The organism is Brevundimonas sp. Root1423 (assembly GCF_001426805.1).
In genome coordinates this window covers 24,982-48,171 of sequence record NZ_LMFL01000020.1, presented here as the reverse complement: position 1 = coordinate 48,171, position 23,190 = coordinate 24,982, and the positions used below count along the sequence as shown (strand labels likewise).

The window sequence follows — 23,190 nt, the reverse complement described above, 5'->3', positions numbered from 1 at the left end:
GAATCCGCACCGGATGGGCCAATTCCCGCCCATGACCGACGCCGCCAAGCCGCTCGCCGCCACCGCAGAAGCCATGACCGCCCGCGCCCGCGAGGTCATCCAGCTGAACATCGCCGCGCTTCAGGCGCTGGAGAACGGCCTCGACGACAGCATCGCCCGCGCCTGCGACATCATCCTGTCGCGTCCCGGCTATCTGGTGGTCACCGGCATGGGCAAGTCAGGCCATATCGGCGGCAAGATCGCCGCGACGCTGGCCTCCACCGGCACCAACGCCTTCTTCGTCCACCCGGCCGAAATGAGCCACGGCGACCTGGGCATGCTGCGCAAGGACGTCACCCTGCTGGCCATCTCCAACTCGGGCGAAAGCCGCGAGCTGCGCGATCCGCTGATCTACTGCCAGCGCGAAGGCATTCCCGTCATCGGCCTGACCCAGCGGCCCAACAGCTTCCTGGGCCGGTCCTCCGCTGTCTGCCTGACCATGCCGCAGGTGGCCGAGGCTTGCCCGAATGGCCTGGCCCCCACGACCTCGACCCTGATGACCCTGGCGCTGGGCGACGCCCTCGCCATGGTGCTGATGGACCGGCGCGGCTTCACGGCCGAGGCCTTCGGCCTGCACCACCCGGGCGGCAAGCTGGGCATGAGCCTGCAGAGCGTCCGTGACTGGATGGGCGACCGTCCGCCGGCGCCCGCCACCGTGCCGCTCACCGCCACATTCGCCGAGGTCGTCTCCGCCATCACCGAGGGCCGCAAGGGCGCCGCGGCGGTGCTGGCCGACGACGGAACCTTGGCCGGGATCGTCACGGACGGCGATATCCGCAGGGCCTTCTCCCGCGACCTGAACGGCCTGACCGCCGCCGACGTCATGAGCACACGCCCCAAGGTCATCGGCCCGGACGCCCGGATGAGCGACGCCGTCGACCTGATGACGCAGAACAAGATCGCCACCCTGCTGGTGGTCGAGGACGACCGGCCGATGGCCATCGTTCACATCGCCGAACTGATGCAGGCCGGCTACGTCGGCTAGAAGGCGCGCTGGCCGTCGATGTTGCCGGGCGGGGCGTAGCGGCAGGCCAGCACGGACCGGTCGTCGCGGGTCGCGACCGCGCATCCGACATGGGTCGTGCCGCTCCAGACCACCTGCGTGTAGTGGCCGACATCGACCCAGTTGCCGGTCCGGCTGACATTGGGGAACAGGCCGGGACGGTACTGGGCCTTCTTGGCGATCCAGTCGCCGACCATGTCTTCCGGCGTGAAGTCGCGATTGCCCCAGCCCATCCACAGGTTCTCGCCGTGGCCGTGCATGGACGGGTCGTGGGCGAAGCGGCCGCTTGCGATCAGCTCCTGCACCCAGTCGCGCGCCTCGGCCTCCAGTTCGTCGCTCCAGGCCAGCGCGGGCGAGCCGACGCGGCGGCGTTCGCCGTTGTGGGCCTGCAGCAGGCGGGTCTCGATCTGGTCAGAGGGCCGGGACGTCCGGGGCGGGGCGATCGGCACGACCTGCCGTGCAGACTGGGACGCCGGCTCGACAACGGGCGCCCCCGCGGTCTGGGGCATGTAGCTGTCAGCGCAGGCCGCCGCCGGCAGCAGGCAGACCAGGGTCAGAAATACGGAACGGCGCATGGAGCTTCCTCAATCAGGTGGGGACATAGCGTCCAGCCCCCGGCGCCGTTCCGCTTTACGTCAGCGTGCGTCGTCGCCGATGGGCGTGTCCATCAACGCCTTTTCGGTGTCGTCGCCTTCCAGCGTCAGGGTCACGGCGGGCTTGCCGGCCTGGAACTCTTCCATCGCGGTCATCTTGCGGGCCCGCATGGCGTCGGCCAGGGCGTCCATGTCGAGACCGGCGGCGCGCGCCTGCGAGAACATGCCCTCGGAACGCATCTCCTCTTCCTCGACGTGGTGCTCGATCATTTCCGACAGCACCTTGACCTTGGCGTCATAGAAATCCTCTTCCGGACCGCCGGCCTCGATGTCGTTGATCAGCAGCTTGGCCCCGTCATGCTCGACATAGGCCTCGTTCAGCAGGTCCTCGTCGATCTTGCCGCGACAGGCCGGATAGAAGACCTCTTCCTCGATCACGGTGTGGACCTTGAGCTCGAGGCAGGCCTGTTCGGCCAGCGCCTGCTTCCTCGACTTCGAGGTCGCCTTTTCGAACGCCGCGAAGATTTCCTCCACCTTGCGGTGGTCGGCCTTCAGCATCGCGATCGCGTCCATCTCTTCGTAGGTCTGGGCCATGGTCGTGTCCTCCTGACAGCGGGTTGTGTCTGGCGGCCTAAGGCCCGGATCAGGCTCGGTGTTCCCACGGCCAAGCTAGCTGCGAGTCGTTTGCGGCAAATTGCCCCTCCGGGCGTCTGACAGCCGACATAACGGGCTCATTCCGGCGCGTTGCACGTTCAACAGACGACCCGCAAAGGAGACGCGCCGTGATCGATCACCTCGCCCTCGACGTCACCGACATCGCGCGGTCCCGCGCCTTCTACGCCGCCGCCCTCGCCCCGCTCGGTTTCCGCATCGTGGCCGAGGAGAAGGACGGGGACGCCACCGTGGTCATGTTCGGCGTCGAGGGCCCCGAATTCGTGATCGCAGACAAGGACCGGCCGGGCGAGGCGAACCACGTCGCCTTCCGCGCCGACAACCGCGCCCAGGTCGACGCCTTCCACGCCGCCGCCATGGAGGCAGGCGGTCGCGATCATGGCCCGCCGGGGCTCCGCGCGAACTACGGCCCGACCTACTACGCCGCCTTCGTCTTCGATCCGGACGGGTTCAATATCGAGGCGGTCTGCCACGCGCCTGCCTGACGCTCGTCGTCAAAATACTTGACGTTGACGTAAACGTAGCGTTTCTGACTTCAACACTCGCATCCTTCCTTTATGGAGACGCACCCCCATGGCCGACGCCTATATCTACGACGCGGTTCGAACCCCGCGCGGCAAGGGCAAGAAGGACGGGTCCCTGCACGAGATTACGGGCCTGAGCCTGGCCACCCAGGTGCTCGAGGCCCTGCGCGACCGCAACGACCTGGACACCTCCAAGGTCGACGACGTCATCCTCGGCTGCGTTACCCCCGTCGGCGAACTCGGCGCCGACATCGCCCGCACGGCCGTGCTCTCGGCCGGCTGGGCCCAGACAACCGCCGGCGTCCAGATCAACCGCTTCTGCGCCTCGGGTCTGGAAGCCGTGAACATGGCCACCGCCAAGGTGAAATCCGGCGAGGCCGACTTCGCCGTCGGCGGCGGCGTCGAGGCGATGAGCCGCGTGCCCATGGGCTCGGACGGCGGCGCCTGGCCCGTCGATCCGTCGCCGACATGATCGCCTCGAAATACGGCTTCAGCCGCGACGACGTCGACGCCTATTCGATGGAAAGCCACAAGCGCGCCGCGGCCGCCTGGGCCGACGGCCGGTTCTCGAAATCGGTGGTGCCGGTCAAGGACCAGCTGGGCCTGACCATCCTCGACCGCGACGAGACCATCCGCCCCAACACCGACATGCAGACCCTGGGCGCCCTGAACCCGTCCTTCGCCATGATGGGCGAGATGGCCTTCGACGCCGTGATCGGCCAGCGCTACCCCGAGGTCGAGCGCATCACCCACGTCCACACCCCGGGCAAYTCGTCGGGCATCGTCGAYGGTTCGGCSGGSGTSCTGATCGGCTCGCTGGAAGCCGGCAAGGCCCTGGGCCTCAAGCCGCGCGCCAAGATCCTCGGCGGCGCCTCGATCGGCTCCGAGCCCTCGATCATGCTGACCGGCCCCGAGYTCGTGACCCGCAAGCTGCTGGGCAAGCTGGGCATGACGACCGCCGACATCGACCTGTGGGAGCTGAACGAGGCCTTCGCCGCCGTGGTGCTGCGCTACATGCAGGCGCTGGACATCGACCATTCGAAGATGAACGTGAATGGCGGCGGCATCTCCATGGGCCACCCGCTGGGCGCCACGGGCGCCATGATTACCGGCATCGCCCTGGACGAGCTGGAGCGGTCCAACCGCTCGACCGCCCTCATCACCCTGTGCATCGGCGGCGGCATGGGCACCGCCACCGTCATCGAACGCGTCTGAGGATCATGAGCATGGAAAACTTCAAGATCGACGTCGACGCCGACGGCATCGCCACACCCTGACCTCGGGCGTGATGAAGGAAATCCCCGAATGGGTCGAACGGGTGAAGACCGACGACGCCATCAAGGGCGCGGTCCTGACCTCGGGCAAGCCCTCGGGCTTCTGCGCCGGCGCCGACCTCGGCGACATGGCCGGCGGCATGCTGGCGGGCGGGAGCTTGCAGGAGGCCTATGACGCCGGCTGGAAGCTGAACGGCGCCCTGCGCGCGCTGGAAACCTGCGGCAAGCCCATCGCGGCCGCGATCAACGGTCTGGCGCTCGGCGGCGGTCTCGAGCTGACGCTGGCCTGCCACTATCGGGTCGTCGGTGACGACAACAAGATCCAGCTCGGCCTGCCCGAGATCAAGGTCGGCCTCTTCCCCGGCGGCGGCGGCACCCAGCGCCTGACCCGGCTGATCGGCGTGCAGGCGGCGATGATGGCCATGACCGAGGGCAAGTCCTTCCGCCCCAACGACGCCAAGGGCGCCGGCTTCGTCCATGAGGTCGTGGCCAAGGGCTCGGAAGTCGAGGCCGCCAAGGCGTGGATCAAGGGCGGCGGCAAGGCCGTCCAGCCGTGGGACGACAAGTCCTTCAAGCTGCCCGGCGGCGGCCCGTACCACCCCGCCGGCATCCAGAATTTCCTTGTCGGCAATGCGATGATCCGCAAGCAGACCTACGGCAACTATCCGGCCGCCACCAACCTGATGAAGGCCGTCTATGAAGGCACGCAGGTGCCGATGGACGCCGCCCTGCGCATCGAGACCCGCTACTTCATCAAGACCCTGATGACGCCGCAGGCCCAGGCCATGATCCGCAGCCTGTTCCTTTCGAAGCAGGAGCTGGACAAGGGCGCCGTCCGCCCGGCGGGCGTGCCGAAGTCCGATCCCAAGAAGGTCACGGTTCTGGGCGCCGGCATGATGGGCGCGGGCATCGCCTATGTGCAGGTCATGGCCGGCATCGAGACCGTCCTGATCGACCAGACCCAGGAAGCCGCTGACAAGGGCAAGGCCCACGTTGCCGACCTGCTGAAGAAGCGTCTGTCGCGCGGCCAGATGACCCAGGAGAAGTTCGACGCCACCCTGGCCATGGTCACCGCCACCACCGACTACGCTCATGTGAAGGGCAGCGATCTGGTCGTCGAGGCCGTGTTCGAAAGCCGCGAGATCAAGGCCGACGTCACCAGGCGGGCCGAGGCCCAGCTGGCGCCCGGGGCCATCTTCGGCTCCAACACCTCGACCCTGCCGATCACCGGACTGGCCGAGGCCTCGGTGCGCCCCGAGGACTTCATCGGCATCCACTTCTTCTCGCCCGTCGACAAGATGGCGCTGGTCGAGATCATCATGGGCGAGAAGACCTCTCAGGAGGCTCTGGCGAAGTCGCTCGACTACGTGCTCAAGATCAAGAAGACCCCGATCGTCGTCAACGACAGCCGCGGCTTCTACACCTCGCGCTGCTTCTCCACCTTCCTGACCGAAGGCATGGCGATGCTGAAGGAAGGCTACGCCCCGGCCCTGATCGACAACGTCGGCCGCATGACCGGCATGCCCCGCGGCCCGCTGGAGATGCACGACGACGTCGCCCTCGACCTCTCCTACAAGATCGGCAAACAGACCCGCGCTGACCTGGGCGACAAATATGTGCCCAACCCGGGCGAGGACATCGTCGCGACCATGGTCGAGGGCGGGCGGTTCGGCCGCAAGAACGGCATGGGCTTCTACGACTACCCGGCCGAAAAGGGATCGCCCAAGACGCTGTGGAAGGGCCTGTCCGAGCTGGCGCCGACCACAAAGACTGAGGGCTTCGACGAGACGCCCGAGGCTCTGGGCCGCGTCGCCGAACTGAAGACCCGCCTGCTGTACCGTCAGGCCGTCGAGGTCGCGCGCTGCTGGGAAGAGGGGGTGATCGACGACCCGCGCGAGGCCGACCTGGGCGCCATTCTCGGCTGGGGCTTCGCGCCCTGGACCGGCGGGCCGATCACCCTGATCGACCAGACCGGGCTGAAGGCCTTCGTGGCCAAGGCCGATGAGCTGGCCGCCGAGCACGGCGACCGCTTCAAGGTCCCGCAACTGCTCCGCGACATGGCCGCCAAGGGCGAGACCTTCTACGGAAACTTCGAAGGCAAACAGAAGGCCGCGGCCTAGGCATCTCCCTCCCCTTTATGGGGAGGGATGCCGGCTCGAAGCGACGACAGGGTGGGGCAAGCCTGAAATTCCCCACCCGCTCGCTTCGCGACCACCCTCCCCATGAAGGGGAGGGAGAGCTTTAAAGGTTCACCACCTCGAACCCGTCCTCTTTCGCCAGCCGTTCGGCCAGCACCGCGCGGTGACAACCCGCATGGTCGGCCTCGAAACACAGCAGGGCCGTCGGCCGGTCTTTCGCGATCTCCCGCAGCTGCTCGAACGCCAGCTGCGACGGCGGCTCCTCCATATGGCTGGCGAAGATGTCCCTCATCTCGCCGACCCGGCCCTTGCGCGCCGCATCCCGCCCGGCCTTGGGCGTGCCGAGATCGCGGAGGTGGACATATTCAATCCCCGCCTCGGCCAGGCTTGATCCCAGCACGGTCTTCGAGAAACCGGCCCGGCGGGACGCCGCCACCGCGCGCACATCGGCCAGCACCGTCACGCCTGCGGCCTTGAGCCGGTCGATCACGGCGGCCTGCGGCTCGCCCTCATATCCGATGGTGTAGAGTTTCATCCCTCCCACATGGGTCCGGCGTCGGCTTGACGCCAGCGGCTTTCGGCTCCACGCCTCCGTCGTCCCAACCGGAGCTGTTTCATGATCCGCACCCTCGCCCTCACCCTTCTGCTCGCCGGCGCCGCCGCCTCGGCCGAGGCGCAGGACATGCTGATCAAGGGCGGGCCGATCTATACGGGCGTCGACGCTGCGCCGACGGCCGAGGCCGTGCTGGTCCGTGACGGGCGGATCGCCTGGGTCGGCAAGCTGGCCGACCAGCCCGCTGTCCCGACGGAGATCCCGACCATCGATCTGAAGGGCGCCGCCCTCTTCCCCGGCTTCACCGACGGCCACGCCCACCTCGACGGCATCGGCTGGCGCGAACTGACCCTGAATCTCGAAGGCTCGGTCTCGCTCGCCGACGCCATGGCGCGGCTGACGGCCTGGGCTGCGGCGCATCCCGAGGGGCCCATTGCCGGACGCGGCTGGATCGAGACCCGTTGGCCAGAGGCCCGCTTCCTGACCGCCGCCGACCTGGACGCCGCTGCGCCCGGCCGCGTGGTCCTGCTGGGCCGCGCCGACGGCCATGCCGTTGTCGCCTCGACCCCGGCGCTTGCCGCCGCCGGCATTGACGCCTCGACGGTCGCGCCTGCGGGCGGCGAAATCCTCAAGGGGCCGGACGGCAAGCCCACCGGTCTGCTGGTTGACGCCGCCGATCAGCTGGTCACGTCCCTGACGCCCCAGGCCGATCCCGCCGCCCTGCGCGAGGCCTATCGCGCCGGCTTCCGCGTCGAGGCCTCGTACGGCTGGACCGGCGTCCACTTCATGAGCGCGCCCTGGGAGGACATCCCCCTGCTGGAAGACATGGCGGCGGACGGCGAGGCTCCGCTGCGCATCTACAACAGCATCACGCCGGAAGGCGCGGCCGAGCTGATCGCCGGCGGCCCCCGCAGCGTCGCCGACGGCCGGATCATCACCCGGGCGATCAAATATTACGCCGACGGAGCGCTCGGCTCACGCGGCGCGGCGCTGTTCGAGCCCTATGCGGACCGGCCCGACACAACGGGCCTTATGCAGATCACGGAGCAGGAGATCGTGCCGCTGTACCAAGCGGCGCTGAAGGGCGGCATCCAGATCGCCACCCACGCCATCGGCGACCGCGGCAACGCCTCCGTGGCCGAGTGGTACCAGCAGGCCCTGGCCGGCGTGGCGCCGAGCGAGCGGCCCAACGGCGCCGATGTGCGCTGGCGGATCGAGCACGCCCAGATCCTGCGGCCGACCGACTATCACTGGTTCAGGGATCTGCCGATCATCGCCTCGATGCAGCCCAGCCACGCCATCGGCGACCTGTATTTCGCCCCGGCCCGCCTTGGCGACGCGCGTCTGGACGGGGCCTACGCCTGGCGCAGCCTGGTCGATCTGGGCGTGATCGTGGTCGGCGGCTCGGACGCGCCGGTCGAGCGGGGCGCGCCCCTGATCGAATTCTACGCCGCCGTCGCCCGCGCCGATCTGGAAGGCCATCAAGGGCCCGACTGGCGTCCGAACGAGGCGGTGGATCGCGCCACCGCCCTGAAGATGTTCACCCTGTGGCCCGCCTGGGCCAGCTTCCGCGAAGCCGAGCTGGGCACGATCGAGGTGGGCAAGCGCGCTGACCTGACGGCCTTCAACGTGGACCTGATGACCGCGCCGGTCGCCGACATCCCCAAGGGACACGCGACCCTGACGGTCGTCGACGGGGTGGTGGTCTACCGCAAGGACTGACGGTCAGAGGATTTCGAACCAACCCGTCGCCGATCCGCTCATTTCGCAGAACAGGCCAAGCCGGCTTTCGCTTTGCTGGCTGCGGGTGATGGTCCAGCGGATCTGCTTGCAGGCCCACGGGCCGATCGGCTGGTCGTTGATGACCTCCATCCGGCCTGAGCCGCCCATCTGCGGCACCTGCCAGTCGATCTTGTCGCCGACCCTCATCGTCTGCACCCGGCGCGGCAGGCCGTCGCCGAACAACGAGCTCACGTAGTGGCCGATCCAGGAACCGTAGGCCCGGCCGCCCTCGCAGGCGTCGCAGCTGAAGCGGCTGAACTCCATCAGACGCTGCTTGCCGCCGGCGTCCTCGGCCGAGAACTCCAGCTGGCGTGGCGACTGCAGGGCGGCGCTGTAGTTGATCGGCGCCGGCGCCGCAAAGCTCGTGCGACCCGCCGCGCCGGGCGCTTGGGCGGCGGACGCGCGGGCCGATGGCGGAGGGGTCCCGGCCGGCGCGGGGTGCTGCGCGGTGGCCGCCGAGACGGCGGCGCCGGCGGCGCGTTGGGCGGCTGCGGTCGCAGCGCGCTCCACGGCGGCGCGCGCCATCCGCTCCAACAGGTCCTGGGCCATCACGGGGCTGGCGACCACGGTCAGGCCGGCAGCGAGCAGAAGGGGCGTGCGGATCATCGGAGGGCTCCTTGTCGAGCCTCGCTCGATGCAGCCCGGCCCATGCCCTGTCCACGGCCTTGAGACCGGTCCCCGCGCCCTTGCGACAAGACAGAACGGCGGGACGCTTGAAGCGCCTGCGGCGGCTCCGCGGGCGTGATGTAGTGGTAGCCTGAAAGCTTCCCAAGCTTTTCGTGCGGGTTCGATTCCCGCCGCCCGCTCCAGCCGTCGCCCTACTCTTCGCGGGTGACGGCGACGCCGCGATCCGCAAGGATTTCCTGCACGCTGTCGTCGCCCGCGAGATGGGCCGCGCCTACGGCGATGAAGGCTGTGCCCGAGCCCGCCAGAAGCGTCTGGATCTGGCCCGCCCAGTCCGTGTTCCGCTGTACCAGCAGGGCCTGATAGACAGCTGGCGCTTCGTCCCGCATCTCGTCGACCGATATCTTTTCAAAGGCGTCCAGATCCCCGGCGGCCCAGGTGTTGACCATGGCGTCCAGCTCGGTCGTGGCCTCGTCGTAGGCCTCCAGTGTCGCGCGCAGGAAGTCGAGCTGATCCGCTTCCGACATGCCGGCGATGATGCCGATCTGTTTATCGAGGGTTTCGAAGCCGTGGACCGGCGTTCCCGCCGCATCGGCGCGCGCCTTGAGAATCCGTTCGACGCCCGACTGGGGGTCGTAGCCAGCCTTGACCATAGGGGCGAGCGACAGGGTCACGGCCGCCAGCCACGGACGGAAAGGGTCGATCTGGGCGGCGGTCAGGCCGGCGGCGGCGGCGGCGGCGTTCAGGTCTGTCAGCTCCTCGGCCGTCAGCAGGCTGGACAGGGGGCGGTCGGGCGACACGCCATACTGCTGGATGACGGGCACGATGGCCGCCTGATCGTCGGGGTTGGAGACTTCAAACCAGACGTCGTCGGCGCTGGCGAAGGCGGCGTCGACCCTGGCCGAGCCCCACGCGGTGGTCGGACGCAGGACGTGAACCGTGCCGAACAGATAGATGGTCGAGTCGGCGTCGCGTATGGCCCACAGGGCCGGGCCGGCGCCTTCGGCCCGGGCGACAACGCGGGCGGCGGGGACCGGAGTGGCGGCTGCGGCGGTAGCTTGGGCGAAGGCCTGGACGGGCTGGAAGATCACGGCGCCGGCGAGGCTGAGGCCCAGTACGGCTCCGAGCGCGGTGCGAGCCATATGCCCGGCCTGGGTACGGAAGGTGGAAACGGTCATGGCTCAGTCCTCGGAGAAGATGGATTCGATGGGGGAGGCGAACACCTTCGCGATGCGGAAGGCGAGCGGGAGAGAGGGGTCGTAGCGGCCGGTTTCGAGGGCGTTGACGGTCTGGCGCGAGACGCCGAGGGCGTCAGCCAGATCAGCCTGGCTCCAGTTCCGCTCGGCGCGCAGCACCTTCAGGCGGTTGTTCATGCTCAGCCCCGGGTCCGGGCCAGCCACCACCATGCCCAGACGATGATGTAGCCGAGCGTCATGAGCAACATCATGGCGAGTGCGCCGGTCGCCATGTAGGCGACGGGATCGGTCCGGCCGTCCCAGGCGACGAACTGGAGGGCCCGGGCCTGCGGCAGGCCGGCGAGGACGATCCCGGCGGAGCCCACGGCCATGCCGCTGCAACCGCCCCAGAACCACGCCGCCTTGTGGGCCTCGCGCGCGGCCTCATCGATGGCGCGCATCCAGGCGACGCTCATGACCATGGCGCCGACCATCAGCATGACGGTGAATATGATCATCACCGTCGCGAACGCCCCGTCAGCCGACACATTGTTGTGGGCGCTGAAGAAGCCGACGGCGATGCCCGCGACGAACATCAGAACCAGCAACCCGGCGAGGCCCAGAATGGTTTTCCCGATCACGGGCCAGAGACGTTTCGACATGGCTTCCCCTCGGCGCTAAGACAAGGGTGTTTTACATTGATGCAATCAGATGTCAAGCAACCTTGTCAGGCGTCGGGCAGCGCTGCGGCCCGGTTTTCGCCGGCGACCAGTTCGGGCCGGCTGAGCCCGCGCGGCGACTGGTCGACCGGCGCCAGCTCGGGCAGGTCCTTGCCTTCGTGGTCGACCTGCAGGTCCTCGAAGCGGCGGGCCGAGACCATGACCTGGCTCTCCAGAGAACCGACGAACTGGTTGTATTTGCCGACGGCCGTGTCGAGCGCCCGACCCACGGCGGCGGCGTGGCCGCCCATGACCGACAGGCGTTTGTAGAGCTCCTTGCCCAGTTTCGCGACGTCCTCGGCGTTGCGGGCCTGCTCCTCGGCGCGCCAGCCGTAGGCGACAGCCTTGCACAGGGCGAACAGGGTGGTCGGGGTGACGATGACGACGCGCGAGGCCATGGCCGTGGTCATCAGGTCCGGCTCGTGGTCGAGGGCGGCGGCGAGGAAGGCGTCGCCGGGCACGAACATGGCGACGAAGTCGGGGCTGGGCTTGAACTGGTCCTGATAGGCCTTGGACGACAGCTGGCGGACGTGGGTCTTCATGCTGGTCGCGGTGCGCAGGGATGCGGCCTTCGCCTGCGCCTCCTCGTCGCCGTCTGCCGCGTCGCCGAAGGCCAGCGACACCTTGGCGTCGATCACGAACATGCCGCCGCCGGGCAGGCGGACCACGAAGTCGGGGCGCTGCTGTCGGCCGGCGTCGTCGGCCGAGGAGGTCTGCTCCTCGAAGTCGAACCGGCCGGCCATGCCCGCGGCCTCCAGCACATTGCGGCAGGTCTGTTCGCCCCAGCGGCCGCGGCGGCCGGTGTTGCCTCGCAGGGCCTCGGTCAGGCGCCGCGCCTCGTCGCGGGTGGCGGTCGAGGCGGTCATCAGCAGGGCCAGCTGCTCCTTCAGTCCGCCGGTCTCCTCGTTGCGGGCCTTCTCCAGCGCGGCGACGTGTTCCTGGAACAGTTTCAGCGTGTCGGCGACGGGCTTGAGCTGGGCCTCCATCCGCTGTTGCGACATCAGTTCCCGATTGCGGAAGGTCTCGTCGGTGCGCTTCAGCAGCTCCTCGGCGACCGTACTGGCGGACTGGGCGGCCTGGGCGCGGAGCAGTTCTGTCGAGGTCGCGGCCTGATCCTCGAACAGGCGCATGCGGGCCTCGGTCTCGGCGTACTGCTCGCGCAACTGCCATGCCCGGGTGTCGGCGGCGGAGGCACGGCGCCGCTCCATCAGGGCCCAGAACAGGGCGATGACGGCGACGACGCCGAAGGCGACGGCGAGGGACAGGGAGGCGTTCATGCTCCGTTCCTACCGGGAGTCGCCGGACGCGGCGAACTGAAAAAACACAGTGCGCACCGTTCACATCGTGCGCTTCGTGCGCGTCGAACAGGTCTCGGAGATCGGGTGGCGGGCGTCATTTGCGCAGCCTGCATCCTCCCTGCGTCAGAAACGGTCGCATCGATCAGGCGGGGCGGCGCTGCCTCAGGGCCTGGATGATGGTGCCGTCGTCCAGCCAGTCCAGTTCGCCGCCGACCGGCACGCCGCGCGCCAGCGAAGTGATGGTCACGCCGGATTCGGCCAGCCGCTCGGCGAGATAGTGGGCCGTGGTCTGGCCATCGACGGTGGCCGGCAGGGCCAGGACCACCTCCTTCGCCTCGCCGCCACGCACGCGTCCGACCAGTTCCGCCACCCGCAACGCATCGGGGCCGACGCCATCCAGCGCCGACAGCAACCCGCCCAGCACATGGTATTTGCCGCGGAAGGCGCCGGACCGCTCCATGGCCCACAGGGCGCCCGCCTCCTCGACCACGCAGATCAGGGCGTTGTCGCGCGAACCGTCAGAACAGATCGAACAGGGATTACGGGTATCCGGCGCGCCGCAGACCGAGCAGGACGACACCTTCTCGGCCGTCTCCGCCAGCGAGGCGGCCAGCGGGACCAGCAGCTGATCGCGCTTCTTCAGCAGGGCCAGGGCCGCGCGCCGGGCCGAGCGCGGACCCATGCCCGGCAGCTTGGCCAGCAGGCTGATCAGTCGCTCGATCTCGGGTCCGGCGGAGGCTGCCAAATCAGAAGAGTTTCGGCATGCCGGGAATGTTCATCGCGGCCATCGGCCCGGCGGCCTCGCGCATCAGGGCGCTGTTGACCTCGTCCAGCCTGCGCTTGGCGTCGGCGTGGGCGGCGACGACCAGATCGGCCAGGATCTCGCCCTCGCCGGGAACCAGCAGGCTGTCGTCGATGACGATGGAGGTGATTTCGCCGGCGCCCTTGAGCGCCACGGTCACCAGTCCGCCGCCCGAGGTTCCGGACGCGGTCGTTTCAGCCATTTTAGCCTGCGCGTCCTGCAGCTTCTGCTGCATCGCCTGGGCCTGTTGCATGAGGGCGTTGAGGTCTTTCATGGCCTCAAGATAGGCGTTCGCATGGCCGAACGACAGGCCGGAAAAATAGCAACAGTATTTGTTCTCATACCCCTTGAAGCGTCCATGGATCGGCTTAATTAGCAACCGTTGTTGTTTCTGATTGGAGCCGGTTATGGCCTTCGACGCTTCCCCTGTTCGCGACACGCCCCTGAGCGAGGCCGCACTTTCGCAACTGTTCACCGGCGCCCGGACGCGGAACGCGTGGAGCGACCGGCCCGTGCCCGAGGCTCTGCTGCGGCAGCTGTACGATCTGACGAAATTCGGCCCGACGGCGGTCAACGCCACGCCGGCGCGGTTCCTGTTCGTGACCTCGCCCGAGGCCAAGGCGCGGCTGGCCCCGCTGATGGCCGAGGCCAACCGGGCCAAGACGCTGCAGGCGCCGGTCAATGTGATCATCGGCCAGGATATTGAATTCCACGAACATCTGCCGGTCCTGTTCCCGCATGCGCCGGGGGCGAAGGACTGGTTCGGCGAAGAAGCCGGCCGGCGCGAGACCGCCTTCCGCAACGCCTCCCTTCAGGGCGGCTATTTCCTGCTTGCGGCGCGGGCCCTCGGGCTGGATGTCGGCCCGATGTCGGGCTTTGACGCCGAGGGGGTGAAGGCGGAGTTCTTCGGCGGCACGACGGTCGAGCCAAACTTCGTCGTCAACCTCGGCTACGGCACGGACGAGAACCTGTTCCCGCGGTCGCCGCGGCTGACGTTCGAGGAAGCGGCGCAGATTCTGTAGGGCGCCGGACAAAGACAGGCGCGTCCGGGAACGGACGCGCCGACGGTCCGCAATGGGTGGGAAGCGGACATTGCGAACTTGCCGCCTGTTTCCCAACTTTGCTGAAAGAAGAGCAGGTTTGGGAGACCAGGATGGTTTCTGACGAAGAAGAAGCGACCGCTCTTTTCAAAGAGGCTCGGAATCATCAGCTAAACGGCTGTTACGACCTCGCGCGCATCGGTTATCTTCGCGCGGCTCGCTTGGCCGATGCTGCCCGGGCGCTAGGAGTGCATGCCAACGCGCGGGCGGGTCTGGTCGAGGTCGACCGAGCGACGCAGCGTTACGATGAGGTGTTGCGCTACGCCGATGATGCGCTCGCACTCTGTAATGCGTTCGGTACACCAGCGAGGCTTGCCTCGCTGCTGGAGTGCAAGGCCCATGCGCTCACGGAGACTAACCAGTGGATAGACGCGCGGGTCGCTTGGCGGCAAGCGAAGAAGGCAATGTCCGACGCAGGCTGGATTGGATGGCAAGTGGGCGTCTGCGACAGCAAGATCGCTGAAGCGTCAGAACATATTTCTAAGGCTGTTCGCGCTGAGCGGCTCGCTGCAGGTCCAGATGTGTCCCGAAGGAAACTGTTCGGTCGACGCTGGGTGCGTTGAGCGAGGCCAACCTCCAGTAGGGTTCGCTGTCCGCAACGGGTCGGGAGCGGACTCGCACAATCTGTTAGTTCCCCTCGCGGCACCAGCCGGTGCATCGGTCCAACCAATCTTCGACCTGCAACAGGAGTTCGCTGTAGGACTCGGTCTTCGACGTCTCCACTGTTTCCTCGTTCATGTCGAAGGCGAACGGGATGTGCTTGCGGCGTCGGCCGCGCTCGTCCCGTGGCCAAGGTTGGTAGAACACCGTCAGGACGAAGCGTTCGGCGGGGAGCATGTCTGGTCGCCATTCAACGTCGATCCTGAACCGTCGGCCTTCATTCCACGCGGCGAACAACACCGAAGACACGGGCAGGTCTGGCGTGTCCATGCCCTCGTAGAGACTGTTAATGCCGATCATCCAGCCTGACGGTATGCGTAAACGGACGCGTTGAAGCATGCGCTGCGACTATCTCAGCGCCGCTCGACTACCAACTCGTAACGTCCGCCTTGACCGGCGCGGTAGGCGTTCGCGCGGAACGAATGAGGGCCTTGGCCCAAAGTCATCCGGATTTGAGCATCGTTGCCGCCCGCGCTGTCGTCGTCCGTCCCAAGAGCAACCGGATTAGTGCAGTCGGTACCAACCGTGATGCTCAAATACGCGTCGAACTCAGTTGATCTAAGGGTGATGACGACGCTCTCGCCCGCAGCGGCTAGCAGTGTGAAGCAATCGTAGCGGCTGCCGTCGGCGAGCGTTCGATCGGTCGCGTTGAGGACGCCTTGAACACGCTCGCCCGGCCCGATTGAGGTCTGGGCCGTGGCGGACGAAGCAATCAGACTGAACGCGAAGAGCGCGCCGACGACCCGTTTCATATGACCTTCCTGTGAGATGAAGACGCAGTGTTATCCCAGACAGTAGCCGACTTGAAAATGCCCGCTACGGGTCGGAAGCCGAAGGTAGCCTGAGGGTGGGCTAGCGGACGTTGACGCTCGTGCCATAAATGGCGAAGTTGCCGGAGGGGATTGCTTGTGCCGAAATCGGAAATGACTCCACGTCGTGCAGCGTGGATCGGTTGGGTGTGGGTCACCGGCTCGGTCCTTGCTGCCTATGTTGTAGCCTTGGGTCTCCTAATCTGGTTCCTCAACACCCAAACGGCGTTGGTCGACCAACTGGGACCGGGGACACTTCTACTGGTCGCCTGCGCGCTTGTTGGCCCGTGGCTCATCTGGTCGATCCAAGTGACACGTTGGCGTCTTTGGGCTTATCGACAGTCCGGGATTTGAACGCACTGAAGGCCGAAGCTGTAGCTTTGTCGGTAATCTGACCGAGGGCCACTTTTTCGAAAAGACGGAGATTCGGTCGCGCCGCCAAAAGCTTGAACTCGAACGATATGAGCAGGCCGCGTCGTCCCTCTAGGGTGCCCTGGGAACAAGGTCCGCAATGGGTCGGGAGCAGTCCGTTTCACTGCGGTGCAAACCGGACATTCCCAAGGTTAAGCTGGGTCCGACGTTAGCCGGTGCGGGTCGGGACGCTCGCGCCATCTCAAGCTTGTGCAGATGCAGGGGCGAAGTGATGTTCAGTCTGGATGCGCTCATGGCGGATCGTGTGCCGTCGCGATACGGGCGGCTTTACTTCAAAGCCAAGGGGGCGCTGACACGGGCCGCTCGCCGCTTGCGCTACCGGCCTGTGCCCCCGGGTGCATGGGGTGAGGGCTGGCGAATTCTCGTTTTCAGATACGAACGCCGAGGCGAGGCGCCTCAGCAATTGCACGTCCTCGCACCGGTGCGCGGAGATGGTTTCGACTGGGAGCGTCTGAAGCAGCTGGTGGGAGGGGAGGTTCGCCCCGTCGTCCAGCATGACGCGGAGGTTCTGACGGGGGAGATGCGGTGGGCGGGCCACCATATCGGCGTGACGACCGAGGCGTTCGGAACGCAGCGACTGCCTATGGACAAACTTGTCCCGGGGTCGTTCCGCGGCGGCGTTGACGTAGGCTTGGTTCTGCTGGATGTGCGTGAGGCGCATGTCCGGCTCGAGGTGTCGGGTCAATGACCGCTATGGGTCGAAAGCGGATATCAGCCTTCCGGCCGTTCAGCCGTCGGCGGGTCTACACCTGCGAAGCCTCGTCCAGATCCGTCTGGATCCACGTCGGCGAATGGTGGATGTCGATCGTCTGAAGGCGGCCCGGTCCGAGGTTTTCGAACCTGTGAGGGACGCCCGCGGGCCCGAAGACGACTTCTCCCTCGCCGGCGTCCAGCGTCGTGTCGCCGACAAAGAAGCGGGCGCGGCCCGCGATGACGATGAAGGTCTCGTCGTAGGGGTGGACGTGCAGCCGCGGGCCCGCGCCGATGGCATCCGTGCCGTAGGCCAGGACGGTGTTTTGCCCGCCCAGCGTCAGACCATCGATGGATCCGCGCCATGGACCGCTGCTCGCGGGGTCAAAGAGCATGGCCTTGCTCGCGGGACGTCCATCGGCCTTTACGGTCGTCGGGTCGAAGTCCCTGCGCGCCATCCCTTGTCTCTGCCTCAGTCTTCTTCCACCGGCTCGTCCGGGATCGCCGGCAGTTCAACCGCCGGGGCCAGCGTCTTGATCTCGCCGATCGAAAGCCTCCATCACGGATACGATGAAGGGATCGGCCTCGATCTCCGCCCGCTCCTCGCCCCGCTTGCGGCGGTCGATCTCGATCATGGTCTCGCCGCCGCCCTGGCCGTTGGCGGCGATCAGCCAGGTGCGGCCGGTCCAGTCCTTCAGGCGGGAGGCCAGTTTGCGGGCGAGGTCGAACGGCGCGCCCTCGAGGCTTTCATAGGTGATGGCGCCGGGCTTGAAGGCCACGGGGCGGACGTAGCGCTGAACGTCCATCTGCAGGCCGACCTCGCGCTTCTCGCCGATCAGGGCGACGACCTGTTCGAACGACTGCGGGTCCGGCAGGGACGGCGCGGCGACCGGGCGCGCGGCCAGCTGGGCCGAAGCGCCGCCGCCTCCGCCGCCACCGCCGGAGGGACCGCGCGGGGCGGCGCCGCCCGGCATGGGCTCGCCGTCGCGCAGGGCCTTGAGCGCCTCTTCCGGTCCGGGCAGGTCGGCGGCGTAGGCGAGGCGGACGATGGCCATCTCGACGGCGTCGGCGGGATTGGGCGCGCGGCGGACCTCGTCGAGGGCCCGCAGCAGCATCTGCCAGACACGCGCGAGGGTCCCGGCCGAAATGACCGCGCCGAGCGCCGTCAGCTTCTGCGCCTGATCATTGGGCAGGCGCGTCGCCTGCGGCCCCAGCATCTTGGCCACCGAGGCGGCGTGGCAATGCTCCAGCAGATCGTTGGTCACCTGCACCGGATCGGCGCCGTAGCCGTAGAGGGTGCGGAACAGCTCCAGCGCCTCGGGCGTGCGGCCGGCCATGATGGATTCGAACAGGGCGATGGTCTGGCTGCGGTCGGCCAGACCCAGCATCCGGCGCGGCGCCTGACGGCGAGNGACGTGCAGCTTGTCATAGCTGGAGACGATCTCGCCCCGGTCGTCGCAATGCTCCAGCAGATCGTTGGTCACCTGCACCGGATCGGCGCCGTAGCCGTAGAGGGTGCGGAACAGCTCCAGCGCCTCGGGCGTGCGGCCGGCCATGATGGATTCGAACAGGGCGATGGTCTGGCTGCGGTCGGCCAGACCCAGCATATCACGCACGACCTCGGTCTTGACCATCTCGCCGCGCTCGCCCTGGACGAGGGCCTGATCCAGCAATGACAGGCCGTCGCGGACCGAGCCCTCGGCCGCGCGGGCGATCAGGGCCAGGGCGTCCTGCTCGATCTTCATCCCCTCGCGGTCGGCGATGCGGGCGAGGTGTTCGACGAGGATCTCCGGCTCGACGCGGCGCAGGTCGAAGCGCTGGCAGCGGCTGAGGATGGTCACCGGCACCTTGCGGATCTCGGTGGTGGCGAAGATGAATTTGGCGTGNAGGTCGGCCTTGTCCGCGCCAGACCACCAGGCCAGAGACAGGTCGATCCGTTGGGGGTGCCGCGCCCTCAGGCGTTCGGAGATCGGGTCCACGGCGCTCAGGCCGCCCGACGCCGCCCGCCCATCAGCATCGACAGGATCTGGCCCAGCACCACCGGCAGGGCCTCACGGGCGACGACGCGGTCGACCATGCCCTTTTCCTGCAGATATTCGGCGCCCCTTCTCGAAGCCGATGGTGATGACGGTGGCGACGTCGGGCGCGTCCTCAGGGGACAGGGTGCGCTGGTGTACACGATGCGGGCGAGGTGTTCGACGAGGATCTCCGGCTCGACGCGGCGCAGGTCGAAGCGCTGGCAGCGGCTGAGGATGGTCACCGGCACCTTGCGGATCTCGGTGGTGGCGAAGATGAATTTGGCGTGGGGCGGCGGTTCTTCCAGCGTCTTCAGCAGGGCGTTGAAGGCCTGGTTCGACAGCATATGGACTTCGTCGAGGACGTAGACCTTGTAGCGCGCCTCGACCGGGGCGTAGCGGACGCTTTCGATGATGTCGCGAATGCCGTCGATGCCCGTGTGGGAGGCGGCGTCCATCTCCACCACGTCCATGTGCTGGCCGGCCATGATGGCGCCGTCGTGGCGGCCCTGATCGGTCAGGGCCAGCGAGGGGCGGTCGATAGTGTCGGTTTCGTTGTTGAGCGCCCGCGCCAGCAGGCGGGCGGTGGTCGTCTTGCCGACCCCGCGGACGCCGGTGAGCATGAAGGCGTGGGCGATGCGGCCGGTCGCGAAGGCGTTGGTCAGGGTTCGGACCATGGCCTCCTGGCCGATCAGGTCCTCAAAGGTGTGCGGCCGGTATTTGCGGGCGAGGACGGTGTAGGCCTCGCCGTCGTCGACATGGGCGGCCGGGCCGTCATCGGCCGGCGCAGCGGCCTTCGGCTCCGGCTCGACGGGAGCCGCGGCGGCTTCGGCCTCGCGCATGCCGGCGGGCTCCGGCGCGCCGAACATGTCCTCGGTATTGGGGTCGCGCTCCTCGCCTTCGGGCGCGTCCTCCTCCCAGGGAGGGCCATCGGGACTCAGGTCGGCGTCGCTCATCCTTCCGTCTTACAGCGAGAGGGCCGCGTCGCGCACCCCCTCGCCGCAAGGCTCCCCGCTTTCGCGAGGAAGACGATGTGGATCAGTCGGTCATGTCGCGGATCTGGCCGCCGTTGTCCTTGATGCGCTGGATGACCTGCCTGTGCAGCCAGATGTTCATCGAGGCGGTGTCGGAGGTGTCGCCGGTGTAGCCCAGCTCGCCGGCCAGTTCACGGCGCTCGGCCAGGGTCGAGTCCATGCCGGTCAGCTTCATCAGGTCGACGATGGAGGTGCGCCAGTTCAGCTTCTGGTCCCGCTGCTCGTTCATGAAGTCGAGGATGCCGTCGACATCGACCGGCGCGGCCGCGGCCGGGGCGAAGGTCGTCGTCGTGGTCGTCGGGGCGGCGGTCGGAGCCGGCGCGGCCGTCGGGGTCGCGGTTTCGCGCCGCTTGAAGATCTTGCCGAGGATGTTGCCGAGAATGCTCATGGTCCGCTCCTGAAGGGGGTGAGCCTCAACAGCGGATGGACAGGGCGGGAGTTCCGCCCGCGCTCAAGCAGCGAGCGACCGCGTCGCGAGCGTTAGCGCATCAAAAAAGGAAGTGGAGACCGCGACCCGAAGGGGAATTCGTTGTGGCTGCTGCCTTCCGGCCCTGACCAGGTTGGCGAAGCCTTCGCCCGCGATCTCCAAGGCCGATATGCCCTCCCCGTTCTCAACACCTTCTCCGGCAATCCGCTCGACCGGGCCGGCGACCTTCGCAGCGATCCGGAGTGGCTGGCCGAACAGGCCGCCAGCCCGGAAGCCGTCGCCATGGTCCTTTGGGAGGGCAAGCCGCTGGTCGAGGCGGGCGAACCCCGACTGGCATGGTTGGCCCTGACCCACGCCCGCGCCGTGGCGCCGGACCGGGAGCTGTTCCTCGGCCTGTGGAAGGGCGCGCCGTGTTTCGCGGTGGAGATCGAGGGCTCGATCGATCCGGCGGCGGGACCACTGGCGGGCCTCGGCGCCTTCCATGAGATGCGCGAAGCGGCCGCCATGCTGCCGGGGCCGGATGCGGCCATGGCCGGGACGGCCAAGTCGCTGTTCGACTGGCGGCGGCGGCATGGCTTCTGCGCGGCCTGCGGGGTCGAGAGCGAGAACGCGTGCGGCGGGTGGAAGCGCATCTGCCCCGCCTGCAAGACCGAGCATTTCCCGCGCGTCGATCCGGTGACCATCATGCTGCCGGTCTACAGGGGCGGCGCCGAGCCGATCTGCCTGCTGGGACGGCAGGCCGTCTGGCCCGAGGGGCGGATGTCGGCGCTGGCCGGGTTCCTTGAGCCGGGCGAGACGATCGAGGCCGCCTGCGCGCGGGAGATCGAGGAGGAGGCCGGGCTTACGGTGACAGCCGTACGCTATCACTCCAGCCAGCCCTGGCCCTTTCCGTCGCAGCTGATGATCGGCCTGATCGCCGAGGTCGACAGCATGGACGCCCGGCCCGACCAGACCGAGCTGGAGGCGGTGGCCTGGCTGACGCGCGCGGAGGCGGCGGCCGTGTTGGCGGGAACCCATCCCTCGATCAAGGCGCCGGCCCGGATCGCCATCGCCCGGACGCTGATCCAGGCGTGGGTCGACGGGTTCGAGGCCTAGCGGGCGGCGATGGCCCGGGCGGCCGCGAGGTCGTCGGGGTTGTCGACCGACAGCGGCGCGTCATCGATGACGGCGGCCCAGATCTGCAGACCCATCTCGAGGGCGCGGAGCTGTTCCAGCTTCTCGCGGCGCTCCAGCGGCGACGGCGGCGCGGCGCAGAATCGCTCCAGCGCCGCACGGCGGTAGCCGTACAGGCCGATGTGCCGCCAGACAGGCGCGTCCCCGAACAGGGTCGAGCGGGTGAAATAGAGGGCGCGGCCCTGACGCTCGCCTTCGGACAGGGCCACCACCGCCTTGACCACGTCGGGATTGGTCCGGTCCGAGGCGTCGGCCTCGGGCGCGATCAGGGTGGCGATGTCGCAGGCCGGCTCGCCGTGAAGAAGGGCGGCGCAGGCCGTGGCCAGTCCGGGGTCTGCGAAGGGCATGTCGCCCTGCAGGTTGATGACGGCGTCATGCAATCCGCCCGGATCGATGGCGTCCAGCGCGGCCCGGATGCGGTCCGAACCCGAGGGCAGGTCGGGATCGGTCAGGACGGCGACGCCGCCGTCGGCCTCGATCGCTGAGACGATCTCCGCATCGCCCGCGGCGACGGCGACGGGCAGGCCCGACAGGGCGGCCTGACGGTAGGCCCGCACGATCATCGGCACGCCGCCGATGTCGGCCAGCGGCTTGTTCGGCAGCCGGGTCGCGGCCATGCGGGCGGGGATCAGGATCAGCGGGTTCACGTCAAGTCCTTGGGCAAGTCCTGGAGGCGGATGGGGACTGCGACAGCCAGACGACCTTCCGCCGGTTGCGAAGGCCGCGCTAGCGTGTAAGAGACGCCCACGCAAGAATTCGCCCCGCCGGTCATACGGTCGGGCCTCAGATACGGGATGAGACGACGCGCATGAGCGGCGATCTGAAGTGGAACAAGATTATGGGCGCCGCTCTGGCGACCGCCTTTGTGATCCTGGTGGTGAAGGAGGGCACGGCCCTCGTTTATCACGCCGAGACTCCTGAAAAGATGGGCTATTTTGTCGACGCGCCGGAAGAGGCCGCCGGCGGACCCGCCGAAGCCGTCCTGCCGCCCGACTGGGGCACGGTCCTGCCCGCCGCCGATCTCGCCGCCGGCGAGGCCGCCTTCGCGCGCTGCCAGGCCTGCCACACCGCCGTTTCGGGTGGCCCTGACGGCATCGGGCCGAACCTGTTCGGCGTGGTCGGCGGACCGGTCATGCACCGCGCCGGCTTCGCCTATTCCGACGCCATGGCCGCCCACAAGGCCGAGGCGCCGACCTGGACCCTGGACGAGCTGGACCAGTTCATCACCGCGCCGGGCCGCCACGTGCCCGGCACCAAGATGTCCTTCGCCGGCATTCGCGACACCAACACCCGCGTCAATCTGATCGCCTGGCTGCGCAGCCAGGGCTCGGGCGGCATGGCCATCCCCGCGCCCGATCCGGCGCGTCAGCCCGGCGCCGCTCCCGCTGCTCCGGTTGAAGGCGCGGCTCCCGTCGCCGGCGCCGAAGCGGCCGGCGCCGCCAACGGCGGCCAAACCGGCGGGGCTCCGACCACCGGCGCTGCGGGCCAGCCGACCACGGCGGCGACGCCCGCCGCACCGCCGGCCTCGACCAGCCCGGCCCCGCCGAACGCCTAAGGGCGTACGCAATCTCGTGATGAAAGGGCGGCCTGCGGGCCGCCTTTTCTTTGCGTTCACGATGGCGGCGCGACCGGGGCTCCGATCCCTTGCGAGCGG

At 68.1% G+C, this 23,190-nt stretch carries 23 protein-coding genes, 1 tRNA gene, 1 other RNA gene and 5 pseudogenes; 11 read left to right on the top strand and 19 right to left on the bottom strand.

From position 1 onward, the window contains the following. Positions 1–31 precede the first annotated feature (31 nt). Positions 32–1,024, top strand: a complete 993-nt coding sequence (locus ASD25_RS12860; RefSeq protein ID WP_056617438.1) for an SIS domain-containing protein — start codon at positions 32–34, stop codon at positions 1,022–1,024. On the opposite strand, the gene ASD25_RS12855 is transcribed toward ASD25_RS12860, so the two are convergent. Both ASD25_RS12855 and ASD25_RS12850 read right to left on the bottom strand, forming a co-directional pair. After that, on the bottom strand, positions 1,021–1,617 hold the full coding sequence (locus ASD25_RS12855; protein ID WP_056617397.1) for a CAP domain-containing protein: 597 nt from the start codon (positions 1,615–1,617) through the stop codon (positions 1,021–1,023). The two genes, ASD25_RS12860 and ASD25_RS12855, sit on opposite strands and share 4 nt — an antisense overlap. Positions 1,618–1,677: 60 nt before the next feature. After that, the gene (locus tag ASD25_RS12850) at positions 1,678–2,229 is read right to left on the bottom strand and encodes a hemerythrin domain-containing protein (RefSeq protein ID WP_056617395.1); all 552 of its coding nucleotides are present in this window, start codon (positions 2,227–2,229) and stop codon (positions 1,678–1,680) included. 188 nt (positions 2,230–2,417) lie between these two features. Between ASD25_RS12850 and ASD25_RS12845 the strand changes: the two genes are divergently transcribed. The 3 genes and pseudogenes from ASD25_RS12845 to ASD25_RS12835 all read left to right on the top strand — a co-directional run bounded on the left by ASD25_RS12845 (position 2,418) and on the right by ASD25_RS12835 (position 6,225). Further along, positions 2,418–2,792 (top strand): VOC family protein, encoded by a 375-nt coding sequence (locus tag ASD25_RS12845; protein ID WP_056617393.1) that lies wholly within the window; start codon positions 2,418–2,420, stop codon positions 2,790–2,792. Between the two features lie 88 nt (positions 2,793–2,880). After that, positions 2,881–4,046 (top strand): annotated as a pseudogene (locus tag ASD25_RS12840) (acetyl-CoA C-acetyltransferase). An 11-nt stretch (positions 4,047–4,057) separates the two neighbouring features. Continuing rightward, a pseudogene (locus ASD25_RS12835) lies at positions 4,058–6,225 on the top strand (3-hydroxyacyl-CoA dehydrogenase NAD-binding domain-containing protein). Positions 6,226–6,346: 121 nt separating this feature from the next. Here ASD25_RS12835 and ASD25_RS12830 read toward each other — a convergent pair. Beyond that, positions 6,347–6,778, bottom strand: a complete 432-nt coding sequence (locus tag ASD25_RS12830; RefSeq protein ID WP_056617390.1) for a DUF488 family protein — start codon at positions 6,776–6,778, stop codon at positions 6,347–6,349. Positions 6,779–6,859: 81 nt separating this feature from the next. Here ASD25_RS12830 and ASD25_RS12825 point away from each other — a divergent pair, with 81 nt between their 5' ends. Continuing rightward, on the top strand, positions 6,860–8,518 hold the full coding sequence (locus tag ASD25_RS12825; RefSeq protein ID WP_056617387.1) for an amidohydrolase: 1,659 nt from the start codon (positions 6,860–6,862) through the stop codon (positions 8,516–8,518). Positions 8,519–8,521: 3 nt separating this feature from the next. Here ASD25_RS12825 and ASD25_RS12820 read toward each other — a convergent pair whose 3' ends face one another. Continuing rightward, positions 8,522–9,184 carry a hypothetical protein gene (locus ASD25_RS12820; RefSeq protein WP_056617384.1) on the bottom strand — a complete coding sequence of 221 codons (663 nt, stop codon included), beginning with the start codon at positions 9,182–9,184 and terminating at the stop codon, positions 8,522–8,524. Between the two features lie 129 nt (positions 9,185–9,313). Here ASD25_RS12820 and ASD25_RS12815 point away from each other — a divergent pair. Next, positions 9,314–9,387: transfer RNA gene (locus tag ASD25_RS12815), tRNA-Gly, on the top strand. 9 nt (positions 9,388–9,396) lie between these two features. Here the strand turns inward: ASD25_RS12815 and ASD25_RS12810 are convergent. The 6 genes from ASD25_RS12810 to ASD25_RS12785 all read right to left on the bottom strand — a co-directional run bounded on the left by ASD25_RS12810 (position 9,397) and on the right by ASD25_RS12785 (position 13,470). Then, positions 9,397–10,380: a TraB/GumN family protein gene (locus tag ASD25_RS12810; RefSeq protein WP_056617382.1), complete on the bottom strand. Its 984-nt coding sequence runs from the start codon at positions 10,378–10,380 to the stop codon at positions 9,397–9,399. Positions 10,381–10,383: 3 nt separating this feature from the next. After that, a complete protein-coding gene (locus ASD25_RS12805) occupies positions 10,384–10,575 on the bottom strand; it encodes a helix-turn-helix transcriptional regulator (protein WP_056617379.1) in 192 nt (63 codons plus the stop codon). 2 nt (positions 10,576–10,577) lie between these two features. Next, positions 10,578–11,039: a hypothetical protein gene (locus ASD25_RS33175; RefSeq protein WP_056617377.1), complete on the bottom strand. Its 462-nt coding sequence runs from the start codon at positions 11,037–11,039 to the stop codon at positions 10,578–10,580. A 65-nt stretch (positions 11,040–11,104) separates the two neighbouring features. Beyond that, positions 11,105–12,373 (bottom strand): DNA recombination protein RmuC, encoded by a 1,269-nt coding sequence (rmuC, locus tag ASD25_RS12795; protein WP_056617374.1) that lies wholly within the window; start codon positions 12,371–12,373, stop codon positions 11,105–11,107. A 163-nt stretch (positions 12,374–12,536) separates the two neighbouring features. Next, positions 12,537–13,139, bottom strand: coding sequence for a recombination mediator RecR (gene recR, locus ASD25_RS12790; protein ID WP_056617371.1), 603 nt, complete (start codon positions 13,137–13,139; stop codon positions 12,537–12,539). Position 13,140: 1 nt separating this feature from the next. Next, positions 13,141–13,470: a YbaB/EbfC family nucleoid-associated protein gene (locus ASD25_RS12785; RefSeq protein ID WP_056617435.1), complete on the bottom strand. Its 330-nt coding sequence runs from the start codon at positions 13,468–13,470 to the stop codon at positions 13,141–13,143. 133 nt (positions 13,471–13,603) lie between these two features. Here ASD25_RS12785 and ASD25_RS12780 point away from each other — a divergent pair, with 133 nt between their 5' ends. Both ASD25_RS12780 and ASD25_RS30450 read left to right on the top strand, forming a co-directional pair. Continuing rightward, a complete protein-coding gene (locus tag ASD25_RS12780; RefSeq protein ID WP_056617368.1) occupies positions 13,604–14,218 on the top strand; it encodes a malonic semialdehyde reductase in 615 nt (204 codons plus the stop codon). Between the two features lie 131 nt (positions 14,219–14,349). After that, complete coding sequence (locus ASD25_RS30450) at positions 14,350–14,859, top strand: hypothetical protein (protein ID WP_156389301.1); 510 nt, start codon at positions 14,350–14,352, stop codon at positions 14,857–14,859. 64 nt (positions 14,860–14,923) lie between these two features. Here ASD25_RS30450 and ASD25_RS12775 read toward each other — a convergent pair whose 3' ends face one another. Then, positions 14,924–15,295 carry a hypothetical protein gene (locus ASD25_RS12775; protein WP_056617365.1) on the bottom strand — a complete coding sequence of 124 codons (372 nt, stop codon included), beginning with the start codon at positions 15,293–15,295 and terminating at the stop codon, positions 14,924–14,926. 14 nt (positions 15,296–15,309) lie between these two features. Continuing rightward, the gene (locus tag ASD25_RS12770; RefSeq protein ID WP_056617362.1) at positions 15,310–15,708 is read right to left on the bottom strand and encodes a hypothetical protein; all 399 of its coding nucleotides are present in this window, start codon (positions 15,706–15,708) and stop codon (positions 15,310–15,312) included. 700 nt (positions 15,709–16,408) lie between these two features. Here ASD25_RS12770 and ASD25_RS12765 point away from each other — a divergent pair. Next, positions 16,409–16,885, top strand: a complete 477-nt coding sequence (locus ASD25_RS12765) for a hypothetical protein (protein ID WP_056617359.1) — start codon at positions 16,409–16,411, stop codon at positions 16,883–16,885. A 55-nt stretch (positions 16,886–16,940) separates the two neighbouring features. Here the strand turns inward: ASD25_RS12765 and ASD25_RS12760 are convergent, their stop codons facing one another. From ASD25_RS12760 to ffs, 6 genes and pseudogenes are all read right to left on the bottom strand, one after another. Beyond that, complete coding sequence (locus ASD25_RS12760) at positions 16,941–17,282, bottom strand: cupin domain-containing protein (protein ID WP_200943622.1); 342 nt, start codon at positions 17,280–17,282, stop codon at positions 16,941–16,943. A gap of 77 nt (positions 17,283–17,359) precedes the next feature. After that, positions 17,360–18,298, bottom strand: a pseudogene (locus ASD25_RS12755) (DNA polymerase III subunit gamma/tau); the annotation flags it as partial. A 1-nt stretch (position 18,299) separates the two neighbouring features. Then, positions 18,300–18,773 (bottom strand): annotated as a pseudogene (locus tag ASD25_RS30445) (DNA polymerase III subunit gamma/tau); the annotation flags it as partial. A gap of 293 nt (positions 18,774–19,066) precedes the next feature. Beyond that, positions 19,067–19,858 (bottom strand): annotated as a pseudogene (gene dnaX / locus ASD25_RS12750) (DNA polymerase III subunit gamma/tau); the annotation flags it as partial. An 82-nt stretch (positions 19,859–19,940) separates the two neighbouring features. Further along, the gene (locus tag ASD25_RS12745; RefSeq protein WP_056617350.1) at positions 19,941–20,324 is read right to left on the bottom strand and encodes a DUF3597 domain-containing protein; all 384 of its coding nucleotides are present in this window, start codon (positions 20,322–20,324) and stop codon (positions 19,941–19,943) included. A 107-nt stretch (positions 20,325–20,431) separates the two neighbouring features. Further along, an RNA gene (ffs, locus tag ASD25_RS29410) (signal recognition particle sRNA small type) lies at positions 20,432–20,527 on the bottom strand. 118 nt (positions 20,528–20,645) lie between these two features. On the opposite strand from ffs, the gene nudC reads away from it, so the two are divergent. Then, positions 20,646–21,458 carry an NAD(+) diphosphatase gene (gene nudC / locus ASD25_RS12740; protein WP_235562717.1) on the top strand — a complete coding sequence of 271 codons (813 nt, stop codon included), beginning with the start codon at positions 20,646–20,648 and terminating at the stop codon, positions 21,456–21,458. Here nudC and ASD25_RS12735 read toward each other — a convergent pair. Continuing rightward, complete coding sequence (locus ASD25_RS12735) at positions 21,455–22,183, bottom strand: 3-deoxy-manno-octulosonate cytidylyltransferase (RefSeq protein WP_082572389.1); 729 nt, start codon at positions 22,181–22,183, stop codon at positions 21,455–21,457. The two genes, nudC and ASD25_RS12735, sit on opposite strands and share 4 nt — an antisense overlap. Positions 22,184–22,344: 161 nt before the next feature. Here ASD25_RS12735 and ASD25_RS12730 point away from each other — a divergent pair, with 161 nt between their 5' ends. Continuing rightward, entirely contained in the window at positions 22,345–23,091 is a 747-nt protein-coding gene (locus tag ASD25_RS12730; RefSeq protein WP_056617347.1) for a cytochrome c family protein, read from the top strand. Positions 23,092–23,190: the final 99 nt, after the last annotated feature.